Here is a 22,477-nt window from a genome sequence, read left to right as displayed (position 1 = left end):
AGAGGAGAGAACCATCCGGTGACGGATTCCGTGACATCGCAGCCCGGCTGGCTGCGCTATCTGTGGCAACGGTGCCTCGCGCATCCGGCGTTGGTGGCGGTCGCGACGGCGGGGGCGATTTCCGCCGCCGTCGCGACCGCGGTGCTGCCGGTGATCGTTCGCCATGTGGTCGACACGCTGACGACCACGGCCGCTTCGGTATCGCCCTGGGTGGCACTGCTTTTCGCGGTGGGTCTCGCACGGTTCGGCTCGTCGTTCGCCCGCCGGGTCGCCTCGTCGCGACTGTCCCTCGGCGTGCAGCACGACCTGCGGGGCGACGTCTTCGCCGCGCTGCTGCGGCTGGACGGGCACGCTCGGGCCGGGCTGAGCACCGGTCAGGTGGTGAGCCGGGCCATCACCGACGTCACCCTGATCCAGATGTTCCTCCAGCTGATCCCGATGGTGGCGGGCAACGTGATGCTGCTCGGCGCGGCCTTGGCGCTGATGGCCGCGATGTCACCGGGGCTGACCGTCATCGCGGTGCTGGTGGTTCCGGCGCTGTGGCTGATCACGCGCAGCAGCCAGCGTCAGCTGTTCCCCGCCAACTGGGACGCGCAGGCCAGAGCGGCCGACGTGGCGATGCAGGTGGAGGCCGCGGTCGCGGGTGTGCGGGTGGTCAAGGGATTCGGTCAGGAGCAGCACGAACTCGAGGCGCTGGAGCGCAGCGCGCGTGACCTCTTCCGCTCGCGGCTGCGGGTCACCAGGATCACCAGCCGGTTCGCACCCGCCATGCAGGCCGTGCCCGCGGCGGGTCAAGCGCTGATCCTGGTCGTGGGCGGGCTGCTGGCGCTGCACCAGTCGATCACGCTCGGCACGTTTCTGGCGTTCATGACCTACCTGGTCTCCTTCGTGGGCCCGATCCGCCAGTTCTCCATGCTGCTGACCGTCAGCCAGCAGGGCAAGGCGTCGCTGGACCGGGTGCGCGAGATCATCGACACGCCAGCGCCCACCGGACCGAGCACGACGACACGGCCGCCCATCAGCGAGGCGCCGCCGCGAGTCGAATTCCACGGCGTGCGTTTCTCTTTCGACGACACCGTGGTCCTCGACGGCGTCGACCTGACCGTGGCGTCCGGCGAGACGCTCGCCCTGGCGGGCAGCGCGGGCAGCGGCAAGTCGACCCTGGTGCAGCTGCTGCCGCGACTGTTCACGCCCGACGCGGGCAGCGTGCGGTTCGACGGAACGGATCTGCGCGATCTGCCCGACGCCCGCGCGCTGGTCGCGATGGTGTTCGAGGACACGCACCTGATGGCCGACACGGTGCGCGCCAACGTCGCCTACGGCAGGCCCGACGCCGACGACGAGAAGGTCTGGCACGCACTGCATCTCGCTGCGGCCGACGAGTTCGTCGCCGCACTGCCCGACGGGCTCGACACCCGCATCGGCGAGCGCGGCCAGCGGCTCTCCGGCGGGCAACGGCAGCGCATCGCGCTCGCCCGCGCCCTGCTCACCGACGCCCCGATCCTCGTCCTCGACGACGCTACCTCCGCGGTCGACGCGCGCGTCGAGGAGCTGATCTTCGCGCGCATCGCCGCGGAGGTGCGGCGGCGCACCACCCTCGTCGTCGCGCACCGGATGTCCACGCTGGCCCTTGCGGATCGGGTCGCGGTCCTGGACGGCGGGCGCGTCGCCGAATGCGGCACGCTGCGCGAACTTCAGGACTCGGGCGAGTTGTTCCGCGCGCTGTTCACTCCGCCGGACCCGACGGTCATCGACGGCGACGCGACGGGGAGGCCTGCCGCGCCGACCGCGCAGCTGTGGGTCGAACCGGCCTCCGACGCCGATGACGACACCCGCACCCTCGAACAGGTCGCCAAGGCGTTCGCCCAGCGCGCGGCCGGCGCTGGGGGGCCGATGGGGCGCGCGGGCGGGCCGGGGATGCTCGCGACGGCGCCGCCGAGCGGTGATGTCGCCGCGCTGATCGACCGGCTGCCGCCGCTGCGTGGCGAACCGCGAGTGCCGGAATCGTTTTCCCGGACCCCGGATCCGCGGTTCTCGCTTGGGCGGTTGCTGCGCCCGTTCGCGCTGCCGCTGCTCGCCGGTCTCGGGTTTGTCGGCGCGGACGCGCTCGCGCAGATCGTGATCCCGTTCCTGGTGCGCTACGGCATCGACCACGGCGTGCTCGCCGGAGCCCGCGAGGTGCTGTTGCTCGCGGCGGGCCTGGCCCTGACGGTGGTGGCGCTGGACTGGGCGATCAGCGTCGCGCAGGTCAGGGTCACCGGGCTCGCGGGCGAGCGGTTGCTGTTCGGTCTCCGGGTCAAGACCTTCGCGCACCTGCAACGGCTCGGCCTCCAGTTCTACGAAAGGGAACTCGGCGGCCGGATCATGACCCGCATGACGACCGATGTGGACGGGCTGTCGACCTTTTTGCAAACCGGCCTGGCCACCGCGCTGACCAGCGCGGTCACCATCGCGGGCGTGGTGGTGGCGCTGCTGACGATCGATGCGGGGCTGGCCGTCGTCGTGCTCGCGCTGCTTCCGGTGCTTGCGATCTCGACCGTGGTGTTCCGGCGGCTCTCCGTGCCCGCGTACACCGTGGCTCGCGACCGGGTCAGCGCCGCAAACGCCTACCTCCAGGAGAACGTCGACAACATCGCGGTCACCCAGGCCTATCGGCGCGAAGCGGTGAATCAGGCGGAATTCGAACGGCGTTCGTGGGCCTATCGTGACGCGCGACTGCGCAGCCAGACGCTGATGGCCGTGTTCTTCCCGTTCGTCGAACTGATGTCGGTGGCCGCGACGGTCGCTGTCCTGGCCGTCGGCGTGCACGATGTGCGCGGCGGGCTGCTCAGCGCGGGCACCCTCATCGCGTTCCTGCTCTACATCGACCTGCTCTTCGCGCCGATCCAGCAGCTGTCGCAGGTGTTCGACAGCTACCAGCAGGCGGTCGTCGGCGTCGACCGGCTGGGGGCGTTGCTGCGCACCGAAGTCACCACGCCCGAGGCGGACGACGCACGGCCGGTCGACCGGCTGACCGGCGCCATCGAACTACGCGAAGTCGGATTCTCTTACGAGCCAACGGTTTCCGGCAGCGCCGCGCGCCAGGCGCTCGGCGGGGTGAATCTGCGCATCGCGCCGGGCCAGAAGGTCGCGCTCGTCGGCGAGACCGGCGCGGGCAAATCGACGCTGGTGAAACTGCTCGCCCGGTTCTACGACCCCGCCGAGGGCGCGGTCCTGGTCGACGGGGTCGACATCCGGCGCTATCGATTGCGCGACTACCGCAAGCGGCTCGGCGTCGTCCCTCAGGAACCGTTTCTTTTCGGCGACACGGTGCGCGCGGCCATCGCCTACGGCAAACCGGACGCCACTCCGGCCGATATCGAATGGGCCGCGCGGGCGGTCGGCGCGCACGAGATGATCGCCGCCCTCGAGCACGGCTACTACCAGCCCATCGGCGAGCACGGCCGGAACCTGTCGGCGGGACAGCGGCAACTCCTCGCACTGGCCAGGGCCCAGCTCGTGGAGCCCGACATCCTGATCCTCGACGAAGCCACCGCCTCACTCGACCTGGCCACCGAGGCCAGGGTCCGCGCCGCGGTCGACGTGCTCACCGCGGGCCGCACCACCCTGGTCGTCGCCCATCGGCTCGCCACCGCCGCCGACGCCGACCTGATCGCGGTGATCGGCGACGGCCGGTTGCTGGAGGCGGGAACGCACGCCGAGTTGCTCGCTCGCTGCGGCGCCTACAGCGCGCTGTGGGCGGCCTACGTCGGCGCGCACGGACCGGACGATGTGCGCGAATCCGTCGCCGGGTCCGGCGACTTCGCGGTCCGGTGGACAGCTGGAGATTCGGCCGCCTCGAGCGCAATGGTTGTGGGCGCGGTTGACGGATGATTCGATGCAGCCCGTGACCGACAAGATCGACGAAACTCGCATCGTCAGCGCCAGCCGGGAGATCACCGCCGATCCGGCCGATATCTTCGAACTCATCGCCGACCCCGCGCGGCAGCCGCGCTGGGACGGCAACGACAACCTCGCCGAGGCGGCCGAGGGCCAGCGGGTGCGCGCCACGGGCGACGTGTTCGCCATGACCCTCACCAACGGCGCCGTCCGCGACAATCACGTCGTCGAGTTCGTCGAAGGCGAGCGGATCGCCTGGAACCCGTCGGAGCAGGGCAAGGAGCCGCCCGGTCACCTGTGGCGCTGGGAGCTGGCGCCCGCCCGGGAAGGCCGCACGCTGGTGACGCACACGTACGACTGGACGAAGCTGACCGACGAGAAGCGTCAGGTTCGGGCCCGTGCCACCACCGGCGACAAACTGTCCGCCTCCCTCGAACGCCTCGCGCAGTTGGCTGAGGCGGGAACGAATTCCGCCGGATAACGGCTCCCCGCCCGCTCCTCGCGGACGCGTCCCGGCGGCAGGTCGCGTGGCGGACGACCGCCGAGCCGCCGGGACTCAGCTCACCGCCTTCTTCACCAGCTCGCCGATCCGCGCCTCCACCTCGGCGGACAGCTCGCTCAGCGCGAACGCGGTGGCCCACATGCCGCCCTCGTCCAGCTTCGCCGGGTCGTTGAAACCGAGCGTCGCGTACCGCGCCTTGAACTTCTTCGCGGGCTGGAAGAAGCACACGATGGCGCCGTCCTTGGCGTACGCGGGCATTCCGTACCACAGCTTCGGCGTCAGATCCGGCGCATTGGCGGTCACGATGGCATGAACCCGCTCGGCCATCGCCCGGTCGAAATCCTCCATCTCGGCGATCTTCGCGAGCACATCCTGCTCCCCGTCGGCCTTGGTGGCCCGGGCACCGCGGCGCGCCGCCGTCTTCAACTCCTGAGCGTGCTCCTTCATCGCGGCCCGCTCCTCCTCGGTGAAACCCACCGAAGCAGCACCCTTCGCGACGGTCTCCGTACCGGACTTCTGCGCCTTGCTCATTGTGGGTTCCCTTCCTCACGGACTCGATGACGACACTGCCAATGCTAGGAAGCGCACCCGCCCGGCGGCTTCTTCAAAACTGATCAATCGCGCCGGGCGCCGACCGGCGCGCACTCGCGCGGGCGCCGCCTCGGGATTGTGCCGAAGCACAGCCGATCCACCTCGAGCCGGATGCCAGAGCACATGGTGACCCGCGTCATACCCCCGTAAGGCTGGTGAATGCCGAAAAGGAGTTCTCAATGACCGAAACATCGACCGCGACGGCCGCGCAACCCCTTGGCGAGAAAGCCCTGGCGAGCGCCTTGATCGACCGGCTCACCCGCGGCGTCACCGGCGCCGCGGCAACGGTGACCACCACCTCCCCGCTCGACGGCCGCACCCTGGCGACCTTGCCGCAGAGCACGCCCGCCGACGTCGAGGCGGCGTTCGACCGGGCGCGCGCCGCGCAGCGCGAATGGGCGCGCGTGCCCGTGAAGCAGCGGGCGGCGCTCTTCCTGAAGCTGCACGACCTCATGCTCGATCGGCAGTCGGAAGGACTGGACATCGTCCAGCTGGAGACCGGCAAGTCCCGCATGCACGCGCTCGAGGAGTTGATGGACGGCGTCGGATCCACCCTCTACTTCGCCCGGCGCGCGCCGCGACTGCTGGCCCCCAAGCGACGCGCGGGCGCCTTGCCGCTGCTGACCCAGACTCGCGAGGGGTACCACCCGAAGGGCGTGGTCACGACCATCACGCCGTGGAACTATCCGCTCTCGCTCACCATGGACGTGGTTCCCGCGCTGCTGGCGGGAAACGCCGTTGTGCACAAGCCCGACACCCAGACCGCGCTGTCCAGCCTGTGGCCGCGCATGCTGCTGCTCGAGGCGGGACTTCCGGCCGATCTGTGGCAGGTGGTCATCGGCGACCCGGCCGATATCGGTGACACCCTGATCGACAACGCCGACTTCGTCTGCTTCACCGGATCCACCGCGGCGGGCAAGGCCATCGCGACGCGGGCCGCCGCCACTCTCACTGGCTGCTCCCTCGAACTCGGCGGCAAGAACCCCATGCTGGTGCTGCGCGACGCCGACATCGACGCCACCGTCACCGCCGCCGTGCGCGGCTGCTTCGCCAACGCCGGTCAGCTGTGCGTGTCCATCGAGCGCATCTACGTGGACAGGGAGGTCTACCCGCGGTTCGTGGACGCCTTCGGCGCCAAGGTGCGCGCGCTACCGCTCGGCGCGGCAATGGAATTCACCGACGGTGTCGGTTCACTGACCTCGGGCAAACAGCTCGACCGGGTCCGCGCGCACGTGGCGGACGCGGTCGCGGCGGGCGCGCAGGTGGTCGCCGGCGGCAAGGCCAGGCCCGATATCGGACCGTACTTCTACGAGCCCACCGTGCTCACCGACGTGCCACCCTCCGCCAAGCTGTATCGCGAGGAGACGTTCGGCCCCGTCGTGTCGGTCGCGCCGTTCGACTCCGAGGACGAGGCGGTCGATCTGGCCAACGACACCGAATACGGTTTGAACGCAGCCGTTTTCAGCAAGGATGTCAAGCGGGCCCGCACCGTTGCGGCTCGCATCCAGGCGGGCACGGTGAATATCAACGAGGGTTACGCCGCCTCCTACGCCGCCCAGGACGCGCCCATGGGCGGCATGAAGCAATCCGGGCTCGGGCGGCGCCACGGCACCGCCGGGCTTCTGAAATACGTCGAGCCACAGAATATCTCGGCACAGCATGTGCTCGGGTTCGACCCCGCGTTCGGCCGCACCGCGGCCCAGCACGCCGACTTCCTGCTGAAGGCCATGAAGGCGATGAAGGTCCTGCGCATTCGCTGAATCCTGCCTCGCAGCCGAAAGCCGCCGCCTGAAACCAGGCGGCGGCTTTCCGCTGTCCAGGACACCTTTTGCCGCCTACTACGCCTCGAAAACTATTGAGGGCGTGCATGTTCAGAACTTGACTCCGAATTCATATTCATGCAGCATGGTGACCCAGTTCACGGGGCTCGCGGTTCCGCAGACCCGGGCTGTTCCGATCCACCCGGCCGCGGCCGGCCCAGCGAGGTACGCATGCTCGACAGAATCCCCGGCTCCGTCGTGGAAAAGGACGGAATCGACGACCGCAGGTTCGATTGGATCCGGCACCGACCAGACGCGGAGCTGGCCCAGCGGGGCCTCGCCGACCTACACCGTGTCGGGAGCCCGGAATGAACAAGCTCTCGCTACCGGTTTCGTGTTTGCTGCCCGTGACCGCCGTCTACGGAGCGACCACACCGAGCCACGCCGAAGCGCCGAACGATACCGCCGCCACGGTGATTCGAGTGACCACGACCGAAGACGGGGCCGCGGTGAACCCCGCCGACGGTCGATGCCGCACCGCGACCGGCGAATGCACTTTGCGCGCGGCGACCCAGGTCGCCGATGCGCGGCCGGGCAGCACTATCGTCGTTCCAAGCGGACGTTATGTCCTGACCATTCCGCCGAATCCCGCCTATGTCCAGGGGCGAAACCCCGACCCCGCGACCGGGGACCTGAATCTCACGGCTCCCACCACCATCGAAGGCGCGGGTCGGGGCCGGACGATCATCGACGGCAATCACCTCGACCGGGTGTTCGCCACGTCCTCGACCGTGACGATCTCCGGGCTGACCGTCACCGGCGGCGTGGCCGCCCAACACGAGATCCCGTACTACGACACGGGCGGTGGCGGCATCGCCAACCAGGGCGCGCTGACCCTGCGCGAGGTGCATGTCACCGGCAATTCGGCAGGCTACGGCGGCGGTATCTTCAATGTCCCGCGTTCCGACCTGCGGATGATCGACAGCGTGATCAGCGACAATCACTCCGAGGAAGCCGGCGGCGTGCGCTGCGATCAGTCGTGCACGTTCACCCGCACGACCATCGCGAACAATCAGGCCGTGAGTCTCGGAAAATGGTATCGGCCGGGCGGATTCGCGGGCCGAGGCGGCGGCATCGATATTCGCGGCCTCAGCCCCGTCGCCCTGATCGACTCGGTGGTCGAAGGCAACAGCGCGTCGGACGGCGGTGGCGGCATCAATATCGCGCCCGCGTATCTGGACACCCTGCCCGCGCAAGTCACGACTGCCGTCAATCCGCCGTGGGGGCAACTCACCTTGCAGGGATCGCGGATCATCGGCAACATCGTCGGAAACTCGGTGCAGAACTGCAAGGCAGTGTTCGCGCGAATCACCTCCGCCGGAGGCAATATCAGCGACGACACCACGTGCGCTACCGCTGCGGCGGATGATCGGGTTCAGCCGAGCGCGTGAAATCGCGGACCGACGCACCTCTAGGCGATTATTCGTTCCGCACCAGAATCCGGTTCGTGTAGTCGACCGCGGCGGCAATGCTCGCTGATGCTCGTTCGATGTGGTTGGCGCCGATGGTCATTCGAGTAGCGCGCTACTCGTGATAGCCGTCCGTCGCATCGATAAGGTCGCGATTGCGGTCGGCCGATTGGGCGCCGTTTTCGAAATACAGAGGAGGTGCGGTGATGGTTTTTCGGTCTGTTGGCGGGGGTGGCCAGAATTTGCCGGAGGACGTGCGGGATGTCCAGCAATTGATCAACCGCAGTATCGCGCTGCTCGGCCTGCCGGCGCTCTCGGTCGACGGTGCGGTCGGCCCGCTCACACAAGCGGCGATCACGGCGTTCCAGCTCGCCCACGGTGGAGTCGGAGATGGCGTGATGCGGATCGCGGCGGGCGAGGAGCCCGTGTTTCCCGGTCCGGAGCCGATCGAGTTGACACAAGGCCAAGGGGACGGCGCGACCATCGCCGAGGCGTGCAAAGCGGCCCGAGAGGATTGCCAGGCACAGGCGGGTTGTCAGCCTGGCACGCTGAAGATGGACAAGAAATGCATCTGTTGGAAAGGTGGGGCGGCAGGCGGGTACACGTGCACCGTCGGGTGCGGGTGCAGCGCGCCGATCGTCTGACCGCTTGCTGAAAGCGATTCTGCGCCGCCAGAATTCACTCAGATTCGAGTGATCGGGCGGGCACGCCGCATGCTCTGGTGACGAGGTCGGCCCACGCCTGCGGATGTGTCGACCACAGGTTGTGGGCGACTCCGGGTAGTTCTTCGAAGCTGCCGCGCGGGACCAAGGCCGCGAGTTGCCGCAGCGGCCACGACGGCCGGATATCGTGCTGCGCGGCGATGAACGTCATGGCGACATCGGAATCGGCCAGCCCGCGGAACAGGTCGGGTTCGTGGATCCACTGCACGAACGACGCGTTGAGTGCCGCGTGAACCTCTGGCGCCCAGTCGATTTCGAGGTCTTCTTCCAGATGCAGCGACGAATGATATTCCTCGGACCAGAAGCGATCCTTGTGCAGTCCGTGCCCGGCGACGCCGACCACGGATCGGACGCGGTCGGGATGGTCCAACGCGTAGCGCACCGCCAGGTCCGAGCCCCAGGAATGGCCGAGGACGACCCAGCTGTCGATGTCTCCGGCTCGCCGCACCGCCTCGATATCGGCGACCGCTTGCGCGAGGTCGTGCGGCCCGCCTTCGGAGCGTCCGACGCCCCTCGGTTCCGGGTACCACGCCCGCATCCCGCGCGGCGCCAGCTCGTCGTCCTCCAGGTAGTGGACGCAACCCGGTCCGCCGGAGAGAATCACGACATCCGGACCACTTCCCGTGACCCCGACGTGCAGCATGATTCCGTCATCCGCCTGCACCATCGTCGATCGCAATTCGCCCCCTCCCCACACGCGAAACCCAGGAACGGAATTCGCCGCGCTCGATCCTATCGCCGCCCCGTCGGATCCACTGCGGCGCGAAAGGCATAGCCGCCCTGCGGCCAGGGTCAGGACTGGTCGAATTGCTGCTGGACGACGCGCATGGCGGAGAGATCGGGTGCCGGTGTTCGACGAGCGCCGAAACCTCGAGCGATACGACGACGTGGCCCCGCGAAATGTGAGGCGACGCGACCACCTCACATTCCGGGAGGCTGTCTCGTCGTTCCGATGAAGAGGCGACGGCAGGAAGGCAGGCGACATCATGACCACCGAATCCGAGTCGGCCGACGGCGGGCTCGATCCGAGTACGAACGCGATCATGAGCGAGCGCCGTCAACTGATCAATCTCGCCTACCGGCTGCTCGGTTCGCTGGCCGATGCCGAGGACGTCGTACAGGAGACCTACGCCCGCTGGTACGCCATGTCCCGCAAGCAGCAGGAGTCCATCGAATCCCCCGGCGGCTGGCTGACCAAGGTCGCGGGCCGCATCTGCCTCGACCTGCTCGGCTCGGCGCGCGTCCGGCGGGAACGCTATGTGGGCGAATGGATCCCCGAACCGCTACCCGACCGCGGCGAGTGGACCGACGGGCGCTCCGGCGCCGATCCCGCCGACCGGATCACCATGGACGAGTCGATCAACATGGCCTTTCTCGTCGTGCTCGAATCGATGACGCCCGCCGAGCGCGTGGCGTTCATCCTGCACGACATCTTCCGCTACCCCTTCGCGGAAGTGGCCGAGATCGTCGGACGAAGCCCCGCGGCATGCCGCCAGCTGGCCACCTCGGCCCGCCGCCGCATCGATGCGTCACGGGCGTCCGCGAGTCCGGCGGCCCAGCGCGCCGACATCGTCCGAGAGTTCAAGCAGGCGTGGGAAGCCAAGGACATCAACGCCCTCATCGGACTTCTCGACCCCGCCGCCACGGGCATCGCCGACGGCGGCGGCCTGGTCACCGCCGCGCTGCACCCGATCGAGGGCGGTGAACAGGTCGCTCGACACTTCATCGACATCGCCGTTCGAGCACCCGGACTGAGGATCCTGGAACGCACGGTCAACGGACAGCCGGGCCTGGTACTCCAGCTCGACGAAACCACAGCGGCGGTGTTGGCATTCGACATCCCCGGCGACCGGATCGAACGCATCTGGGCCGTCCGCAACCCCGACAAACTCCGGCCGTGGACGACCGGCGGCAACGACTGAAGGGGCGGCCTGGCGCGGCGATCCCTGCGGCCTCTGGTCCGCCAGGGGGCGCGGCCGATATCCGGAAGCGGCCGAGGCCGAGGGTCGGTTAAGATCATCGGCAGCGCGTGCACGCCGCATCAGGCGTCCACGCCAGGACGGTCCGTCCTCACCACGGGAACCCGGACCGGCGAGCCGATCATCTTGCGGCACACCCACGGCGGAGAGACCCGCCGGAACAAGTCGGTGTGCCCGGTCAGGAACGGCTTTCCCACGACGCGTACCGGCATCTCCGGGATCGAGCCGTTCCGGCTGCGCCGGGATCGGGCCGGTGCGCTCGCCGACGGTCGCCGCCGCGCGCGGCGCATCAGAAGGAGTTTTCCCGTGAGCTCAGCCCTTTCGCGGCCCGCCGCGCCGCAGCACAGCGAAAGTCACTGTTCCGACCGTGTTTTCGACGCCGATCAGCAGATCGTCGAACGGGTCACCGGGGCGCGATCCGTGGTGCGATCGCTCGAGGAACTCGGCGTCGAAGTGGTCTTCGGCATTCCGGGCGGTGCGATCCTGCCGGTCTACGATCCGCTGCTCGACTCCCGGCGCATCCGCCACGTGCTGGTGCGGCACGAGCAGGGCGCCGGTCACGCCGCGACGGGCTACGCCCAGGCGACCGGCCGGGTCGGGGTGTGCATGGCGACCTCGGGCCCTGGCGCGACGAATCTGGTGACCCCGCTCGCCGACGCGCAAGCGGATTCCGTTCCCCTGGTGGCGATCACCGGCCAGGTGCCGCGGCTCATGATGGGCACCGACGCGTTCCAGGAAGCCGACATCACAGGCATCACGCAGCCGATCACCAAGCACAACGTCCTCGTCACCCACGGCGCCGACATTCCGCGCATCCTCGCCGAGGCGTTCCACTTGGCGAGCTCGGGCAGGCCCGGCGCCGTCCTGGTGGACATCCCGAAGGATGTGCTGCGCGCCCAGACGGTCTTCCGCTGGCCGCCGCGACCGAGGCTGTCCGGCTATCGCCCGGTCACCGAGCCCAATCCGCGTCAGCTCCGCGCCGCACTTCGCCTCATCGCGCGGGCGCACGCGCCGGTGCTCTACGTGGGCGGCGGCGTCGTCAAGGCGGAAGCCGCCGCGGCCTTGCGCGCCTTCGCCGAACGCACCGGCATTCCGGTGGTGACGACGCTGATGGCGCGCGGCGCGTTTCCCGACAGCCATGCCCAGCATCTCGGCATGCCGGGCATGCACGGCACGGTCGCCGCGGTGGCGGCGATGCAGAAGAGCGATCTGCTGATCGCCCTCGGCGCCCGCTTCGACGACCGGGTCACCGGCGACCCTCGCTCGTTCGCCCCGCACGCCGCGGTGATCCACGCCGACATCGATCCGGCCGAGATCGGCAAGATCCGGCACGCCGACGTGCCGATCGTCGGCGACTGCCTTGCGGTGCTGGAGGGACTCATCACCGCGCTCGACGCGTATCAGGAACCGCTGCCGGACCTTTCGGCCTGGTGGGCGACCCTGCGCCAGCTCCGCGCGTCCTATCCGCTCGGCTACGACCGTCCCGCGGACGGCGCCCTCGCGCCGCAGTTCGTCATCCGCGCCCTCGGGCGTGCCGCCGGACCCGACGCCATCTTCTGCGCCGGTGTCGGCCAGCATCAGATGTGGGCGGCGCAGTTCATCGAGTACGAGAAACCACGGACCTGGCTCAACTCCGGCGGCATGGGCACCATGGGCTACGCCGTCCCCGCCGCGCTCGGCGCCAAACTCGGTGTGCCGCAAGCGGAAGTCTGGGCGATCGACGGCGACGGCTGCTTCCAGATGACCAATCAGGAGCTGGCCACCGCGGCGGTCGAAGGCGTGCCGATCAAGGTGGCGGTGATCAACAACGGCCATCTCGGCATGATCCGGCAGTGGCAGCACCTCTTCTACGAGGAACGCTATTCGCAGAGCGAGCTGGCCACCCATTCCCGGCGCATCCCCGATTTCGTCGAACTCGCCGAAGCCCTCGGCTGCGTCGGGCTGCGCTGCGAGCGAGAAGCGGACGTCGCGAGGGTGATCGAAGCGGCTCGCGCCGTGCGGGACCGCCCGGTCGTCATCGACTTCGTCGTCGGATCGGACGCGCAGGTGTGGCCGATGATCGAAGCGGGCGCGGGCAACGACCTGATCATGGCCGCCCGGAATCTGCGTCCGCTCTTCGACGACGCGGACGGCCCGGACGTCGGTACCGCTGAAACCATTGCGGTGCACGGCAGTACGAGATAAGCCCGGACTTCGGCGTTCTGAGTCGTCGCCCGACCGGCGTGCCCGACCAGCGCCAGCTGTGGCACAGGTCGGCACGTCGGTCGTCGTGGCGCACCCTCGCCGACGACTGGGCGGCGGACTGGCCCCGATCGACCGACGCGCACGAACGGCCAGCCGAGGCCCTGGTCCCCGCTATGAATTCGGGGTGCTGTCGGCGGAGCGCTAGGCGCCGGTCGAGAGCAGCTGGTCGAAGAACGTCCGGTAGCCGCGCAGCGCCTGCCGGAGGTCTTCGGTGTCCGACTTGTCGCCGCGCCGCTCGTCCAGTTCGCGCTTGCGCTGCTGGAACGTGGAGATCATCTTGTTGATCGTGTCGCCGACCAGGTCGTCGGCGCGGGCGACAGCGGTCTTCGGATCGTCGACGAAGGTGACCTGGACCTCCCGCCACTGCGTGCGCAGGCGATCGAAATCGGCTTCGGCGAACAGCAACGAGGACTGGCCCGCGGCGGAACCTGCGGTCGCCCCCGCCTCGACGCGTTCGGTGCTTGCCGCGGGCTCCGCTGCCGCGCGCGCCGACTCCGGCGCCTGGGCCGCACCCGCGGGACGGCCCGTCTCGACCGCATCGCCGGTGCCCCGTGCGTCGGCTCCGATCACGTCGCGGTCCGCGGTCCGCTCGGCGCTGCGCGGTGCCCCTGCGGGTTCGCCGACCCGCTCGGCGTCGGTCTCCTGGCGGCGGCCCGTCTCCGGCGCTTCCGCGCCGTACCTGTCGTACTGGGACTCGGAACCGGTCTGTCTCGCCGACTCGTTCGCCGTCCCATCGCCTGGCAGTCGCCGCTCGGACTCGGTGCTCATGATTTCACGTCCTTGTTCTCCTGACCGGACACCCCGACCAGGTCCTGAAACAGTTCTCGGTAGTGCACGATGGCGGTGCGGCGGTCCTCGGTGGACACCGTGGTACCCGTGGGCCGCGTCACGATCTCGTGCGCGGCGCGATAGTGGCCGAGCGGCTCGGCGTGCTCCACGGACAGATCGGCGATCTGCTGCTCGTAATTCTCCGTGGGATAGCCGCGCTCGGACATGATCGTGGTGACCAGGCGGTCGGCCTCGGTCAGCGCCCCTGCGGGGTCATCGATGAATCGCTCCTGCACCTCTACCCAGCGGGTGTTGTAGACCCGCTTCTCGTCGTCCGACAGCTCGCGCAACCGCAGCTTCGCGTGCCTGCGCTCGCGTTCGGCGAGTTCTCGCTCGGCGGCCTTACGATCGTCGCGTTCCTCGACCGTCCGGTCGTACTCGGGGCCGAACTTGCGGCGTAGTCGCTGTCTACGCAACACCGGCAACACCAGGAACGCGACAAGGGCCGCGATGACGACGACAATGGCGATGACGACAATGATTGCCCATACTTCGGCCGACATCTGAACCTCCTTGTCGAGCTCGTTCGCTGAGGTAATGCCTCGTGACGGCGATTCCAAACTCTTGATCACCGTGGGGCTCGATGTCGGCGACACGTCAGCGGTGCGACGAGAACCTACGAAAAGCCGTTGCGTCGCAACATCGCTGCACCTTCGGCGCCGTTGGTGCGGCGGCGAGCGAACGCGATCACCGCCGGAAGCCGGTCGACTGTCATCGGAAGCGACTATCGATGACCTCACGTGGCAACTGTTCGGGGTGCGGATAGGTGATCAACACGCGGCAACCGTCCGGGTCGACGCCGTCGATGAAATTGATCCCGTTCGCAGTGGTGGTGTGAGTACTGGGATAGTGAGCGCGCAGGCGGCGTTCGATTCGGTCCAGCTCGCTTCTGCTGTCGGTGGACCAGATGATTTGCACGACGCCCAAGTCACCGATATTGCGTCTCAGGGACGTTTGGCTCACCCGTAGGTACAGCTGGAAGCCGTCAGCCGTCAACAGCAGTGCGGCGTCCGGCTCGTGAATCGAAATGCGGCATTCGAATACGTCGCGGTAGAAGCGAATCGAACGATCCAGATCGGACACTTCTATCAAACACGATGCCGCCCGTACGCTACCCACCTGTTTTCCTTTCAGAAGCCTCCCTCACGCCCACACTACCGGCGGTTGTGCGATGAAAATTCTGCCGGAACGATTCGGCGCCGCCTACCATGGTCGACACCGCACCGGAGTCGATTCCTGAACAGCTACCGGTCGCGCCGCGGCCTGATCGCGCGGCATCTTCGGTTCGACATTGGAGCCGCCCATGGTGACATTGGACCGGTTGGCGAACGTACTGAGTGGCTATGGAATCCGTTTGCGGTTGGGTTCGGTTCCCCGGTCGACCCCCTTGCGCAGCGTAGTGATCCACGGCGCCGATCAGGATCCCATCGAAGTGGGTGATGTGCTGCTGGGTATCGGCGCGCGGTCGGTATCGGAGGCGGTGGAGTGGGCGGTGTCGGCGCGGGCGGTTGTCGCGCTCGTTCGTGGGTGTGCGGAAATCGAGGACCAGCCGCGGGTCGACAGCGTGGCGGTGCTGGTGATCGACCCGGCGGTGGCATGGAGCGAGGTCGCCGCGGTGGTCTATGGGTTGGTGCTCGAAGGACGCGAAACAGAGGCCGGTCGCGGCCCGACCGATCTGTTCGCCTTGGCCGACAGTCTGGCCGACGCCGTCGAGGGTGCGGTGACGATCGAAGACCGCCAGTCGCGGGTGCTGGCGTATTCCAGGCCGCAACCGCACCTCGACCCCGCACGGGTCGAGACGATCCTGGGCCGGGAAATGCCGCCGTGGTTGCGAGCGGTGTTCGATGCGCACGGTGTCTTCGCGCATTTGGCGGCCTCCGATGAACCGTTGTTCGTTCCCGCGCAGGCGGGACGGGGTATGACGGGGCGGATGGTCGTGGCGGTGCGCGTGGGCCGGCAACTGTTGGGCTCGGTATGGGTGTCCTGCCCCGCACCGTTGCGGGGCGCTCGGCGGAGGGCCTTGGCCGACGGCGCACGCACGGTGGCGCTGCACCTGTTGCGGTCGCGGGCCAGCGCGGACCTGGAACGCCAGGTGGAATCCGACTTGGTGATCCGTCTGCTGGAAGGCGCCGCGGATGCGGCGACGGTGGCCAGCAGGCTCGGGTTGGCGCCGGAGAGTTTGCGGGTGATCGCGCTGCGAGCTCGGATCGCCGACCAACAGCACGCCGCGCTGTTGGTGGTCTTCGAGCGCGCGACAACCGGATTCGGCTGGTCGCGTCCGAGCCGCAGCGCCTTGGTCGGCGACACCATCTACACCGTGCTGCCCGCCGACCAGGCGGCGACGGCACGCCGCTGGATGAATGAGCTACAGGCGGCGCTGCCCGAACGAACGACGGTGCTGGCCGGTATCAGCGCGGCGGCCCGTGCCACGGAACTGATGCCTGCGCGCCGAGAGGCCGAGGAATGCCTGGCGCTGCACGAGGTCGGCTCCGCGAACGCCGCGCCACCCGCGTACGACGAGTCGTGGGACGAGATCCTGCTGCAACGGTTGCGCACCGCAGGGCTTTCAGGGCGTACCCCGTCCAGGGGGCCGGTGTCGGAACTGCGGCGCCATGACCGCGCGAACTCCACCCGCTATGTGGCGACGCTGCGCGCCTGGTTGCAAGCCCAAGGCGACCCCGCCGCGGCGGGCGCCCTACTCGGCGTGCACGAGAACACCGTTCGTAACCGGCTGCGCAAGATGGCAGAGGTGACCGACCTGGGCCTGGACGACCACCGCAAACGGCTGGCCATGATGATCGAACTCGCCGTCGGCGACAACGCCTGACACACCTGCGCTGTGCTGCCGCCACAAATCTCGACGCCGCGATTGTCCGATCAGCGCAATCGATCGCCTCGACAACCGCGCCATCATGGGGTTGAGCCGAAATCGCAGGTAGGAGCAACGACTGAATATGGAATCGCCTGGAATGAACAACATGCCGGTAGGTGAGGTCATGCAAAGACCGATCATCGCCGTCCGGCACGACGACACTGTGGGCGAGGCGGCGCTTGTGCTCGCCGAACTCGGCGACGCAGCGTTGCCTGTGCTCGACAAGAGCGATCGCCTCATCGGCGTACTCACCAGTGGTGACCTCTTGCGGGCCGGCGGACTCGACGACACGGTCAGCGCGGTGATGACCACACCGGCGGTGTCGGTCCCCGACACCGCGGCATTGGCCGAGGTCATGACCAGGCTGGTAACGCACGGACTGCGCAGTCTGCCGGTCGTCGGCGCCGATGGCCGCGTGGTCGGCATGTTCAGTCGCGGCGACGCGTTGCGAATCATGCTCACACCCGACGACGCGCTCGCGGCCGACGCACGGAACCTCCTCGATCAATACACCGGCGCACGGCGCTGGCATGTCACCGTCGTCGAAGGCGACGCGACGATCTCCGGCGGGTTCGCCGACGAATCCGAACGGCGCATCGCCATGGCCCTGACCCGCACGGTGCCCGGCATTCGCACCGCAACCATCGCGAACACACCGGCCGCTGCCGTCGCACCACCGAGCTGACCGGCAACAACACGGCCCGGCCACGCGCTGGCCGACAAGCGGCTCACAGAACCGCGAACACGAAGACAACATCAGCCCCGGAGATCCGGATGACCAACGCACGCCCCGTCTCTCACGCCCGCCTTACCGACCATCTACCCGCACTGCGCGCCACACTGATGCAGCAACGCCACTTCCGCTTGCAGCAGTTGGCCGACCTCGAAGCCGAAATCGACCGCGGCGCCGCGCCTGCGAACGCGGCCGACACCGCCAGGTATGAGGTCACCATCGAATTGGCGGCGGCAGCACGACAAGCGTTGGCCGACATCGAGGAAACCCTCACGCTCATGAGCACAGGCCGTTACGGCCGCTGCCGCCGCTGTCACACGGAGATACCGATCCACCTGCTGCAGACCATCCCCGCCACCCAGTGGTGCCTGAATTGCCGACGGCACCTCCCTGCTTCCGGCGGTTGCCGCCCGATGCGCCGACAGCGGCCTCGCAAAGGCGTCCGAACACCGCGGCCCGGCTCGCCGGCCGAGCGGAGAACCCTCGCCTGATGGCGCCGATCGGGCGAGGGATGCCCACGTCAACGCGCCGCGCGCGTCCCCCGGCTTCGGTAACGTTTGCGCGTATGAACACTCTGAGCTTGCGAATTCGCCGCAACCTGTGTGTTGTAGTGGTGTGACCAACACTTCCGGAGACGCGTATCCCATGGCGGACACGATGACAACCTCCGTCGCAGTGCGTGACGGTGCGACCGTGCTCACGGTGGCCGGCGAGGTCGATCTTGCGACCGCGCCCGCACTGGAGACCGCGATCGAGGGCATCCTGGCGAGCAAGCCGACGGCACTGATCATCGACCTGACCGCGGTCAGCTTCCTCGCCTCGGCGGGGATGGCGGCGCTGGTCGCGGCGCATCAGCGGGCCGGGTCGGCGACGACCATCGCGGTGGTGGCCGACGGACCAGCGACCAGTCGTCAGCTCAAGATGACCAGCCTGGATCAGGTCTTCGCGCTGCATTCGACGCTCGAGGCGGCGCTCTCCTCGCTGCGACCCAACTGACCAGAACGCGAACCGACCAGAACGCGAACGGCGTCCCGGCGCATACGCCGGGACGCCGTCGACTTCGTCAGACCAGTTCGCGCAGCTGCTCGATCAGCTTGACCCGCTCGGCCGGCGTGCCGGCCATCGGCACTACGTTCAGCGCGGTGACGCCCGCCTCGCGGAAGGCGGCGACCCGTTCCTTGACGTAACCGGGCGGTCCGACCAGCGAGATGTCGCGGACCAGATCGTCCGGCACCACCTTGACCGCGTCTTCCTTGCGGCCCGCCAGGTACAGCTCCTGGATGCGATCCGCCTCGGCACCGTAGCCGTACTTGGTGGCGAGGGTGTGATAGAAGTTCTTGCCCTTGGCGCCCATGCCGCCGATGTAGAGGGCAAGGTGCGGCTTCACGAACTCCAGCAGCGGCGTCACGTTCTCGCCGATGGCCAGCGCCGGACCGGCGAACACCTCCAGCGGGCCGAGGGCCGGATCGCGCTTGGCCAGGCCCGCGTCCAGCGACGCGCCCCAGATCTCCTTGGCCCGCTCGGGCAGGAAGAAGATCGGCTGCCAGCCCTCGGCGATCTCGGCGGCCAGCTCGACGTTCTTCGGGCCGAGCGCCGCGAGCAGCACCGGAATGCGTTCGCGCACCGGGTGATTGATCAGCTTCAGCGGCTTGCCGAGGCCGGTGCCCTCACCCTCGGGCAGCGGGATGCGGTAGTGCTTGCCCTGGTATTCGAGCCGTTCCCGGCGCCACACCTTGCGGCAGATCTCCACCAGCTCCCTGGTGCGGCCGATCGGCGCGTCGTAGGGCACGCCGTGGAAGCCCTCGATCACCTGCGGGCCCGACGCGCCCAGGCCGAGCAGGAACCGGCCCTCGGAGACGAAGTCGAGGCCAGCGGCGGTCATCGCCGTCAGGCTCGGGGTACGGGTGTAGATCTGCAGGATGCCGGAGGCCAGCTGCAGTCGCTCCGTCTTCGCGGCGAGGTAGCCGAGCGCACTGACCGCGTCGAAGGAGTACGCCTCGGGCACGAAGACGGTGTCGAGGCCGGCCCGTTCCAGGTCGGCGACTTCGGCCGCCGCTTCCTTGAAGCCGCCCGAGTAGTTGATGCCCAATCCGATCCGCATGTGCTCAACATAACCCCAGGTATGTACGAGCTGCGCATCGGCCGTCCGACGCGGTGGCCGGACAGGGTGCGCGCGGTCGCAAGCGGTAGCGTGATCATCAATTACGTCGCCGGAGAACGAAAGGCAACCCGTGTCGCAGCCGAGCACGTCGTCCCAGGAAACTGCGTCTTCTTTCGGTGAGGTCACCCTCGCGCAGTACCTGTCCGATCTGGCCGCCAAGATCCCGGCGCCCGGCGGCGGCGCGGTGGCCGCGCTGCACGCGGCACAGGGCGCGGCGCTGATCGCCATGGTGGCGCGCTACACGACCAGGGCCAAGGACGCCGAGCACCGGCCGATCGTGGACCGCATCATCGAGGCCGCCGACGCGGCCTGCGCACGCGCGCTGGCCCTGGCCGACGCCGACGCGGCCGCGTTCACCGCGGTGGGCGCCGCCTACAAGCTCCCGAAGAACACCGACGAGGAGGTCGCAGCCCGCACCGAGGCGATCAACGCCGCGCTGGTGGAGGCGGCCCGGGTGCCCGCGGCGGTGGTGGACGAGGCCGACGAAGTGCTCTCGCTGGCCGCGGAACTGCTGCCGATCGGCAACCCGAACGTCGTCACCGATATCGGCGCCGCGGCCGACGCCGCCCGCGCCGCCGCCACGAGCTCGCGGCTCAACATCGAGATCAACGTGACCTCGCTGCCCGCCGCGCTGGGCGACAAGTTCGCCCCCGCGTTGCTGCGCATCGAGGAGATCACCGCGCGCGCCGACAGCCTGCACGCGGAGGTCGTGCACATCGTGCGCAGCTAGCAAGCCCCTTGGGCGACACGCCCATACAGAAACACGCCGACATATTCTCGGCGAGGAAGCCTTGACCAGGGCGCGGCGGGTGGTGCGTGCGCCGATGTTCGGCGGCTCTCCCCGGGTGACCGTGTCCGGACCTACGGTTGATTGTCATGAGTGACGATTCGCCGTCCTCCGAGAAGCCCGGCTCCGATCCGGCACTCCAGGTGCGCGTGCGACGCGAGCAAGCCTGGAGCAACTATCATGCCGCGCGCATCGCGCTCGCGGATCTGCGCATCCGCGCCAACCTGCAGGGCAGGCCCGCGTGGCTCGGCCGTTTGCCGGGCGGTGCGTACGAGCGCGCGGAGCGGCGTCTCGACCGGTTGCGGCGCGAACTGGGCAAGCACGGGGTCGGGGCCGCCGAACACTCCTGGGGATTGCTCTCGGGCGGCGCGACGCCCACATTGGCCGGTGTGGTCGGCATCGAGACCACCATCGCCGTCCTCGCGACGCGTTTCGCGGTGATCGCGCCGCAGTGGGCGCGGGAACTGCACGCCATCGCCCGCGACTGCCCCTACGTGCGCGAACAGGCCGCCGAAGGCGACCGCCGGTGCGTCGACGAGCTCACCGACCGGTTGCTGGAGACCGTCCGGCTCGCCCCATCCGAGGCGGCGCGGCAGCGGCTGATCGACCACCTCCCCGGCGAACTGCGCCCGATCCCCTCCGATGTCGAGCAGTTGCGCAGGCACGGACCAGGCCCGATCCGAATCGACTTCGAGATCCACACCAGCACAATCGAACTCGCGAGCATCACGGTCACGCCCGCACTACGCGGCATGGGCATGGGCAGCGCGGGATTGACGCATCTGTGCCGCACGGCCGACGCACACCGCCTGCACATCATCGGCCAGCTGCTGCCCGCCTTCCGCGACGACGAGGATGCGATCCCCGCGCTGGCGGGCTGGTGCCGCGGACACGGGTTCACGGTGCACGAACGACTCGGCGGGCGCATCTCCCGCCCGCCCGCGACGCCCAAGCCGACGCCAAAGAAAACCGACCGGTTTTATGGCTGACCCCCGGCAAATCCTGGCCTACATATTCGGCAAGCCGGGTTGATCATGAAGGCGTAGACTAGTTTTTCGCGTAACGACACCATCTCGAAAGGGGTGGAGCCATGAGGAGCCTACTTCGCCACCTGTTCCTCGCGATCGTGGTCATCGCCGTGACCGCGTTCGGCTCCGGCGTGGCGGGAGCGACGCTGATCGGTCCCCCGTCCTCCGACATGATCACGGGGATCACGCCGACCGCTGGGCAGGAAGTCGGCATCGCGCATCCGGTAACCATCCAGTTCGCCGCACCCGTCAGGAATCGCGCTCGCGCCGAAAGTCTCGTGACCGTCGGCTCGACCCGCCCGCTCGACGGCACGTTCGCCTGGACGACCGATCGCGAGCTCACCTGGACGCCGACCGGATTCCTGCCCACACGATCCGACATCGCCGTCCGAATCGGCAACGCCCGCACCGAATTCCGCACCAACGAAGGCGTCTACGCCGAAGCCGACATGTCCGCGCACACCTTCACCGTCAGCATCGGCGGGCAAGTCGTGCGGAGCATGCCGGCCTCCATGGGGAAGCCCGGATTCGAAACTCCCACGGGCACTTACCCGATACTGGAGAAGTTTCGCTCGGTGGTCTTCGATTCCCGCACCATCGGTATCCCGCTGAGTTCGCCCGAAGGTTACCTGATCAACGGCGAGTACGCCGAACGCCTCACGTGGGGAGGCGTTTTCGTGCACTCGGCGCCGTGGTCGGTGGATTCGCAGGGCTATGCCAACGTCAGTCACGGCTGCATCAATCTCGCCCCCGACGACGCGGCCTGGTACTACCAGACGGTCGGCGTCGGCGACCCGGTCAACGTGCACTGGTGAGCCCGGTCCCGCGGTCCGCCTCCCCGCGCGTCGCGCGCCCGACGTTTCACAGAACGTAGTTCCCTGGCAGTATCGTGCCGGGGAGCTGGTTTCGATGTGGGACTACC

Annotated in this window: 20 protein-coding genes; 14 read left to right on the top strand and 6 right to left on the bottom strand. The window is 68.5% G+C overall.

Annotation, left to right across the window (positions count from 1 at the left end; genetic code table 11):
- Window positions 1–18: 18 nt before the first annotated feature.
- Both NX1_RS27970 and NX1_RS27965 read left to right on the top strand, forming a co-directional pair.
- The gene (locus NX1_RS27970; RefSeq protein WP_084501813.1) at window positions 19–3,873 is read left to right on the top strand and encodes an ABC transporter ATP-binding protein; all 3,855 of its coding nucleotides are present in this window, start codon (window positions 19–21) and stop codon (window positions 3,871–3,873) included.
- Between the two features lie 4 nt (window positions 3,874–3,877).
- Window positions 3,878–4,360, top strand: a complete 483-nt coding sequence (locus NX1_RS27965) for an SRPBCC family protein (RefSeq protein WP_068065713.1) — start codon at window positions 3,878–3,880, stop codon at window positions 4,358–4,360.
- A gap of 75 nt (window positions 4,361–4,435) precedes the next feature.
- Here NX1_RS27965 and NX1_RS27960 read toward each other — a convergent pair whose 3' ends face one another.
- Entirely contained in the window at window positions 4,436–4,912 is a 477-nt protein-coding gene (locus NX1_RS27960; RefSeq protein ID WP_068065632.1) for an iron chaperone, read from the bottom strand.
- A 239-nt stretch (window positions 4,913–5,151) separates the two neighbouring features.
- Here NX1_RS27960 and NX1_RS27955 point away from each other — a divergent pair, with 239 nt between their 5' ends.
- The 3 genes from NX1_RS27955 (at window position 5,152) to NX1_RS27945 (ending at window position 8,845) form a co-directional block, all read left to right on the top strand.
- Window positions 5,152–6,732, top strand: a complete 1,581-nt coding sequence (locus NX1_RS27955) for a succinic semialdehyde dehydrogenase (protein ID WP_068065630.1) — start codon at window positions 5,152–5,154, stop codon at window positions 6,730–6,732.
- Between the two features lie 482 nt (window positions 6,733–7,214).
- On the top strand, window positions 7,215–8,183 hold the full coding sequence (locus NX1_RS27950; RefSeq protein WP_157120135.1) for a right-handed parallel beta-helix repeat-containing protein: 969 nt from the start codon (window positions 7,215–7,217) through the stop codon (window positions 8,181–8,183).
- Between the two features lie 224 nt (window positions 8,184–8,407).
- Window positions 8,408–8,845, top strand: coding sequence for a peptidoglycan-binding domain-containing protein (locus NX1_RS27945; protein ID WP_068065624.1), 438 nt, complete (start codon window positions 8,408–8,410; stop codon window positions 8,843–8,845).
- A gap of 34 nt (window positions 8,846–8,879) precedes the next feature.
- On the opposite strand, the gene NX1_RS27940 is transcribed toward NX1_RS27945, so the two are convergent.
- Window positions 8,880–9,590, bottom strand: a complete 711-nt coding sequence (locus tag NX1_RS27940; protein ID WP_068065617.1) for an alpha/beta fold hydrolase — start codon at window positions 9,588–9,590, stop codon at window positions 8,880–8,882.
- 319 nt (window positions 9,591–9,909) lie between these two features.
- Here NX1_RS27940 and sigJ point away from each other — a divergent pair, with 319 nt between their 5' ends.
- Window positions 9,910–10,845, top strand: a complete 936-nt coding sequence (gene sigJ / locus NX1_RS27935) for an RNA polymerase sigma factor SigJ (protein ID WP_068065614.1) — start codon at window positions 9,910–9,912, stop codon at window positions 10,843–10,845.
- A gap of 363 nt (window positions 10,846–11,208) precedes the next feature.
- The gene (locus tag NX1_RS27930; RefSeq protein WP_084501816.1) at window positions 11,209–13,086 is read left to right on the top strand and encodes an acetolactate synthase large subunit; all 1,878 of its coding nucleotides are present in this window, start codon (window positions 11,209–11,211) and stop codon (window positions 13,084–13,086) included.
- Window positions 13,087–13,287: 201 nt separating this feature from the next.
- On the opposite strand, the gene NX1_RS27925 is transcribed toward NX1_RS27930, so the two are convergent.
- From NX1_RS27925 to NX1_RS27915, 3 genes are all read right to left on the bottom strand, one after another.
- The gene (locus NX1_RS27925) at window positions 13,288–13,914 is read right to left on the bottom strand and encodes a hypothetical protein (RefSeq protein WP_068065611.1); all 627 of its coding nucleotides are present in this window, start codon (window positions 13,912–13,914) and stop codon (window positions 13,288–13,290) included.
- On the bottom strand, window positions 13,911–14,477 hold the full coding sequence (locus tag NX1_RS27920; protein WP_068065705.1) for a hypothetical protein: 567 nt from the start codon (window positions 14,475–14,477) through the stop codon (window positions 13,911–13,913). The genes NX1_RS27925 and NX1_RS27920 overlap by 4 nt, the downstream gene beginning before the upstream one ends.
- 208 nt (window positions 14,478–14,685) lie before the next feature.
- Window positions 14,686–15,093 (bottom strand): VOC family protein, encoded by a 408-nt coding sequence (locus NX1_RS27915; protein ID WP_068065609.1) that lies wholly within the window; start codon window positions 15,091–15,093, stop codon window positions 14,686–14,688.
- Window positions 15,094–15,277: 184 nt separating this feature from the next.
- Between NX1_RS27915 and NX1_RS27910 the strand changes: the two genes are divergently transcribed.
- The 4 genes from NX1_RS27910 (at window position 15,278) to NX1_RS27895 (ending at window position 18,575) form a co-directional block, all read left to right on the top strand.
- Window positions 15,278–16,801: a PucR family transcriptional regulator gene (locus tag NX1_RS27910; protein WP_068065607.1), complete on the top strand. Its 1,524-nt coding sequence runs from the start codon at window positions 15,278–15,280 to the stop codon at window positions 16,799–16,801.
- Window positions 16,802–16,970: 169 nt separating this feature from the next.
- Window positions 16,971–17,531: a CBS domain-containing protein gene (locus tag NX1_RS27905; protein ID WP_245668709.1), complete on the top strand. Its 561-nt coding sequence runs from the start codon at window positions 16,971–16,973 to the stop codon at window positions 17,529–17,531.
- Window positions 17,532–17,620: 89 nt separating this feature from the next.
- Entirely contained in the window at window positions 17,621–18,070 is a 450-nt protein-coding gene (locus NX1_RS27900; protein ID WP_157120129.1) for a TraR/DksA C4-type zinc finger protein, read from the top strand.
- A 166-nt stretch (window positions 18,071–18,236) separates the two neighbouring features.
- Complete coding sequence (locus NX1_RS27895; protein WP_068065699.1) at window positions 18,237–18,575, top strand: STAS domain-containing protein; 339 nt, start codon at window positions 18,237–18,239, stop codon at window positions 18,573–18,575.
- Between the two features lie 67 nt (window positions 18,576–18,642).
- Here NX1_RS27895 and NX1_RS27890 read toward each other — a convergent pair whose 3' ends face one another.
- Window positions 18,643–19,680 carry an LLM class F420-dependent oxidoreductase gene (locus tag NX1_RS27890; RefSeq protein ID WP_068065599.1) on the bottom strand — a complete coding sequence of 346 codons (1,038 nt, stop codon included), beginning with the start codon at window positions 19,678–19,680 and terminating at the stop codon, window positions 18,643–18,645.
- A gap of 130 nt (window positions 19,681–19,810) precedes the next feature.
- On the opposite strand from NX1_RS27890, the gene NX1_RS27885 reads away from it, so the two are divergent.
- From NX1_RS27885 to NX1_RS27875, 3 genes are all read left to right on the top strand, one after another.
- The gene (locus tag NX1_RS27885; RefSeq protein ID WP_084501812.1) at window positions 19,811–20,470 is read left to right on the top strand and encodes a cyclodeaminase/cyclohydrolase family protein; all 660 of its coding nucleotides are present in this window, start codon (window positions 19,811–19,813) and stop codon (window positions 20,468–20,470) included.
- 146 nt (window positions 20,471–20,616) lie between these two features.
- Window positions 20,617–21,516: a hypothetical protein gene (locus NX1_RS27880; RefSeq protein ID WP_068065594.1), complete on the top strand. Its 900-nt coding sequence runs from the start codon at window positions 20,617–20,619 to the stop codon at window positions 21,514–21,516.
- Window positions 21,517–21,617: 101 nt separating this feature from the next.
- Window positions 21,618–22,370, top strand: coding sequence for a L,D-transpeptidase (locus NX1_RS27875; RefSeq protein ID WP_068065591.1), 753 nt, complete (start codon window positions 21,618–21,620; stop codon window positions 22,368–22,370).
- Window positions 22,371–22,477 lie beyond the last annotated feature (107 nt).

Source organism: Nocardia xishanensis NBRC 101358 (assembly GCF_001613365.1).
Lineage (GTDB): Bacteria > Actinomycetota > Actinomycetes > Mycobacteriales > Mycobacteriaceae > Nocardia > Nocardia xishanensis.
The sequence above is the reverse complement of the archived record's forward strand: the minus strand, read 5'-3'. Positions and strand labels throughout refer to the sequence as shown.

What these genes read in the sequence shown, in the direction of transcription:
- NX1_RS27965 (WP_068065713.1), top strand. Translation starts at nt 3,878, where the DNA reads ATGCAGCCCGTGACCGACAAGATCGACGAAACTCGCATCGTCAGCGCC.
- NX1_RS27960 (WP_068065632.1), bottom strand. Translation starts at nt 4,912, where the DNA reads ATGAGCAAGGCGCAGAAGTCCGGTACGGAGACCGTCGCGAAGGGTGCT.
- NX1_RS27955 (WP_068065630.1), top strand. Translation starts at nt 5,152, where the DNA reads ATGACCGAAACATCGACCGCGACGGCCGCGCAACCCCTTGGCGAGAAA.
- NX1_RS27945 (WP_068065624.1), top strand. Translation starts at nt 8,408, where the DNA reads ATGGTTTTTCGGTCTGTTGGCGGGGGTGGCCAGAATTTGCCGGAGGAC.
- NX1_RS27940 (WP_068065617.1), bottom strand. Translation starts at nt 9,590, where the DNA reads ATGGTGCAGGCGGATGACGGAATCATGCTGCACGTCGGGGTCACGGGA.
- sigJ (WP_068065614.1), top strand. Translation starts at nt 9,910, where the DNA reads ATGACCACCGAATCCGAGTCGGCCGACGGCGGGCTCGATCCGAGTACG.
- NX1_RS27925 (WP_068065611.1), bottom strand. Translation starts at nt 13,914, where the DNA reads ATGAGCACCGAGTCCGAGCGGCGACTGCCAGGCGATGGGACGGCGAAC.
- NX1_RS27920 (WP_068065705.1), bottom strand. Translation starts at nt 14,477, where the DNA reads ATGTCGGCCGAAGTATGGGCAATCATTGTCGTCATCGCCATTGTCGTC.
- NX1_RS27910 (WP_068065607.1), top strand. Translation starts at nt 15,278, where the DNA reads ATGGTGACATTGGACCGGTTGGCGAACGTACTGAGTGGCTATGGAATC.
- NX1_RS27905 (WP_245668709.1), top strand. Translation starts at nt 16,971, where the DNA reads ATGCAAAGACCGATCATCGCCGTCCGGCACGACGACACTGTGGGCGAG.
- NX1_RS27900 (WP_157120129.1), top strand. Translation starts at nt 17,621, where the DNA reads ATGACCAACGCACGCCCCGTCTCTCACGCCCGCCTTACCGACCATCTA.
- NX1_RS27895 (WP_068065699.1), top strand. Translation starts at nt 18,237, where the DNA reads ATGACAACCTCCGTCGCAGTGCGTGACGGTGCGACCGTGCTCACGGTG.
- NX1_RS27890 (WP_068065599.1), bottom strand. Translation starts at nt 19,680, where the DNA reads ATGCGGATCGGATTGGGCATCAACTACTCGGGCGGCTTCAAGGAAGCG.
- NX1_RS27880 (WP_068065594.1), top strand. Translation starts at nt 20,617, where the DNA reads ATGAGTGACGATTCGCCGTCCTCCGAGAAGCCCGGCTCCGATCCGGCA.
- NX1_RS27875 (WP_068065591.1), top strand. Translation starts at nt 21,618, where the DNA reads ATGAGGAGCCTACTTCGCCACCTGTTCCTCGCGATCGTGGTCATCGCC.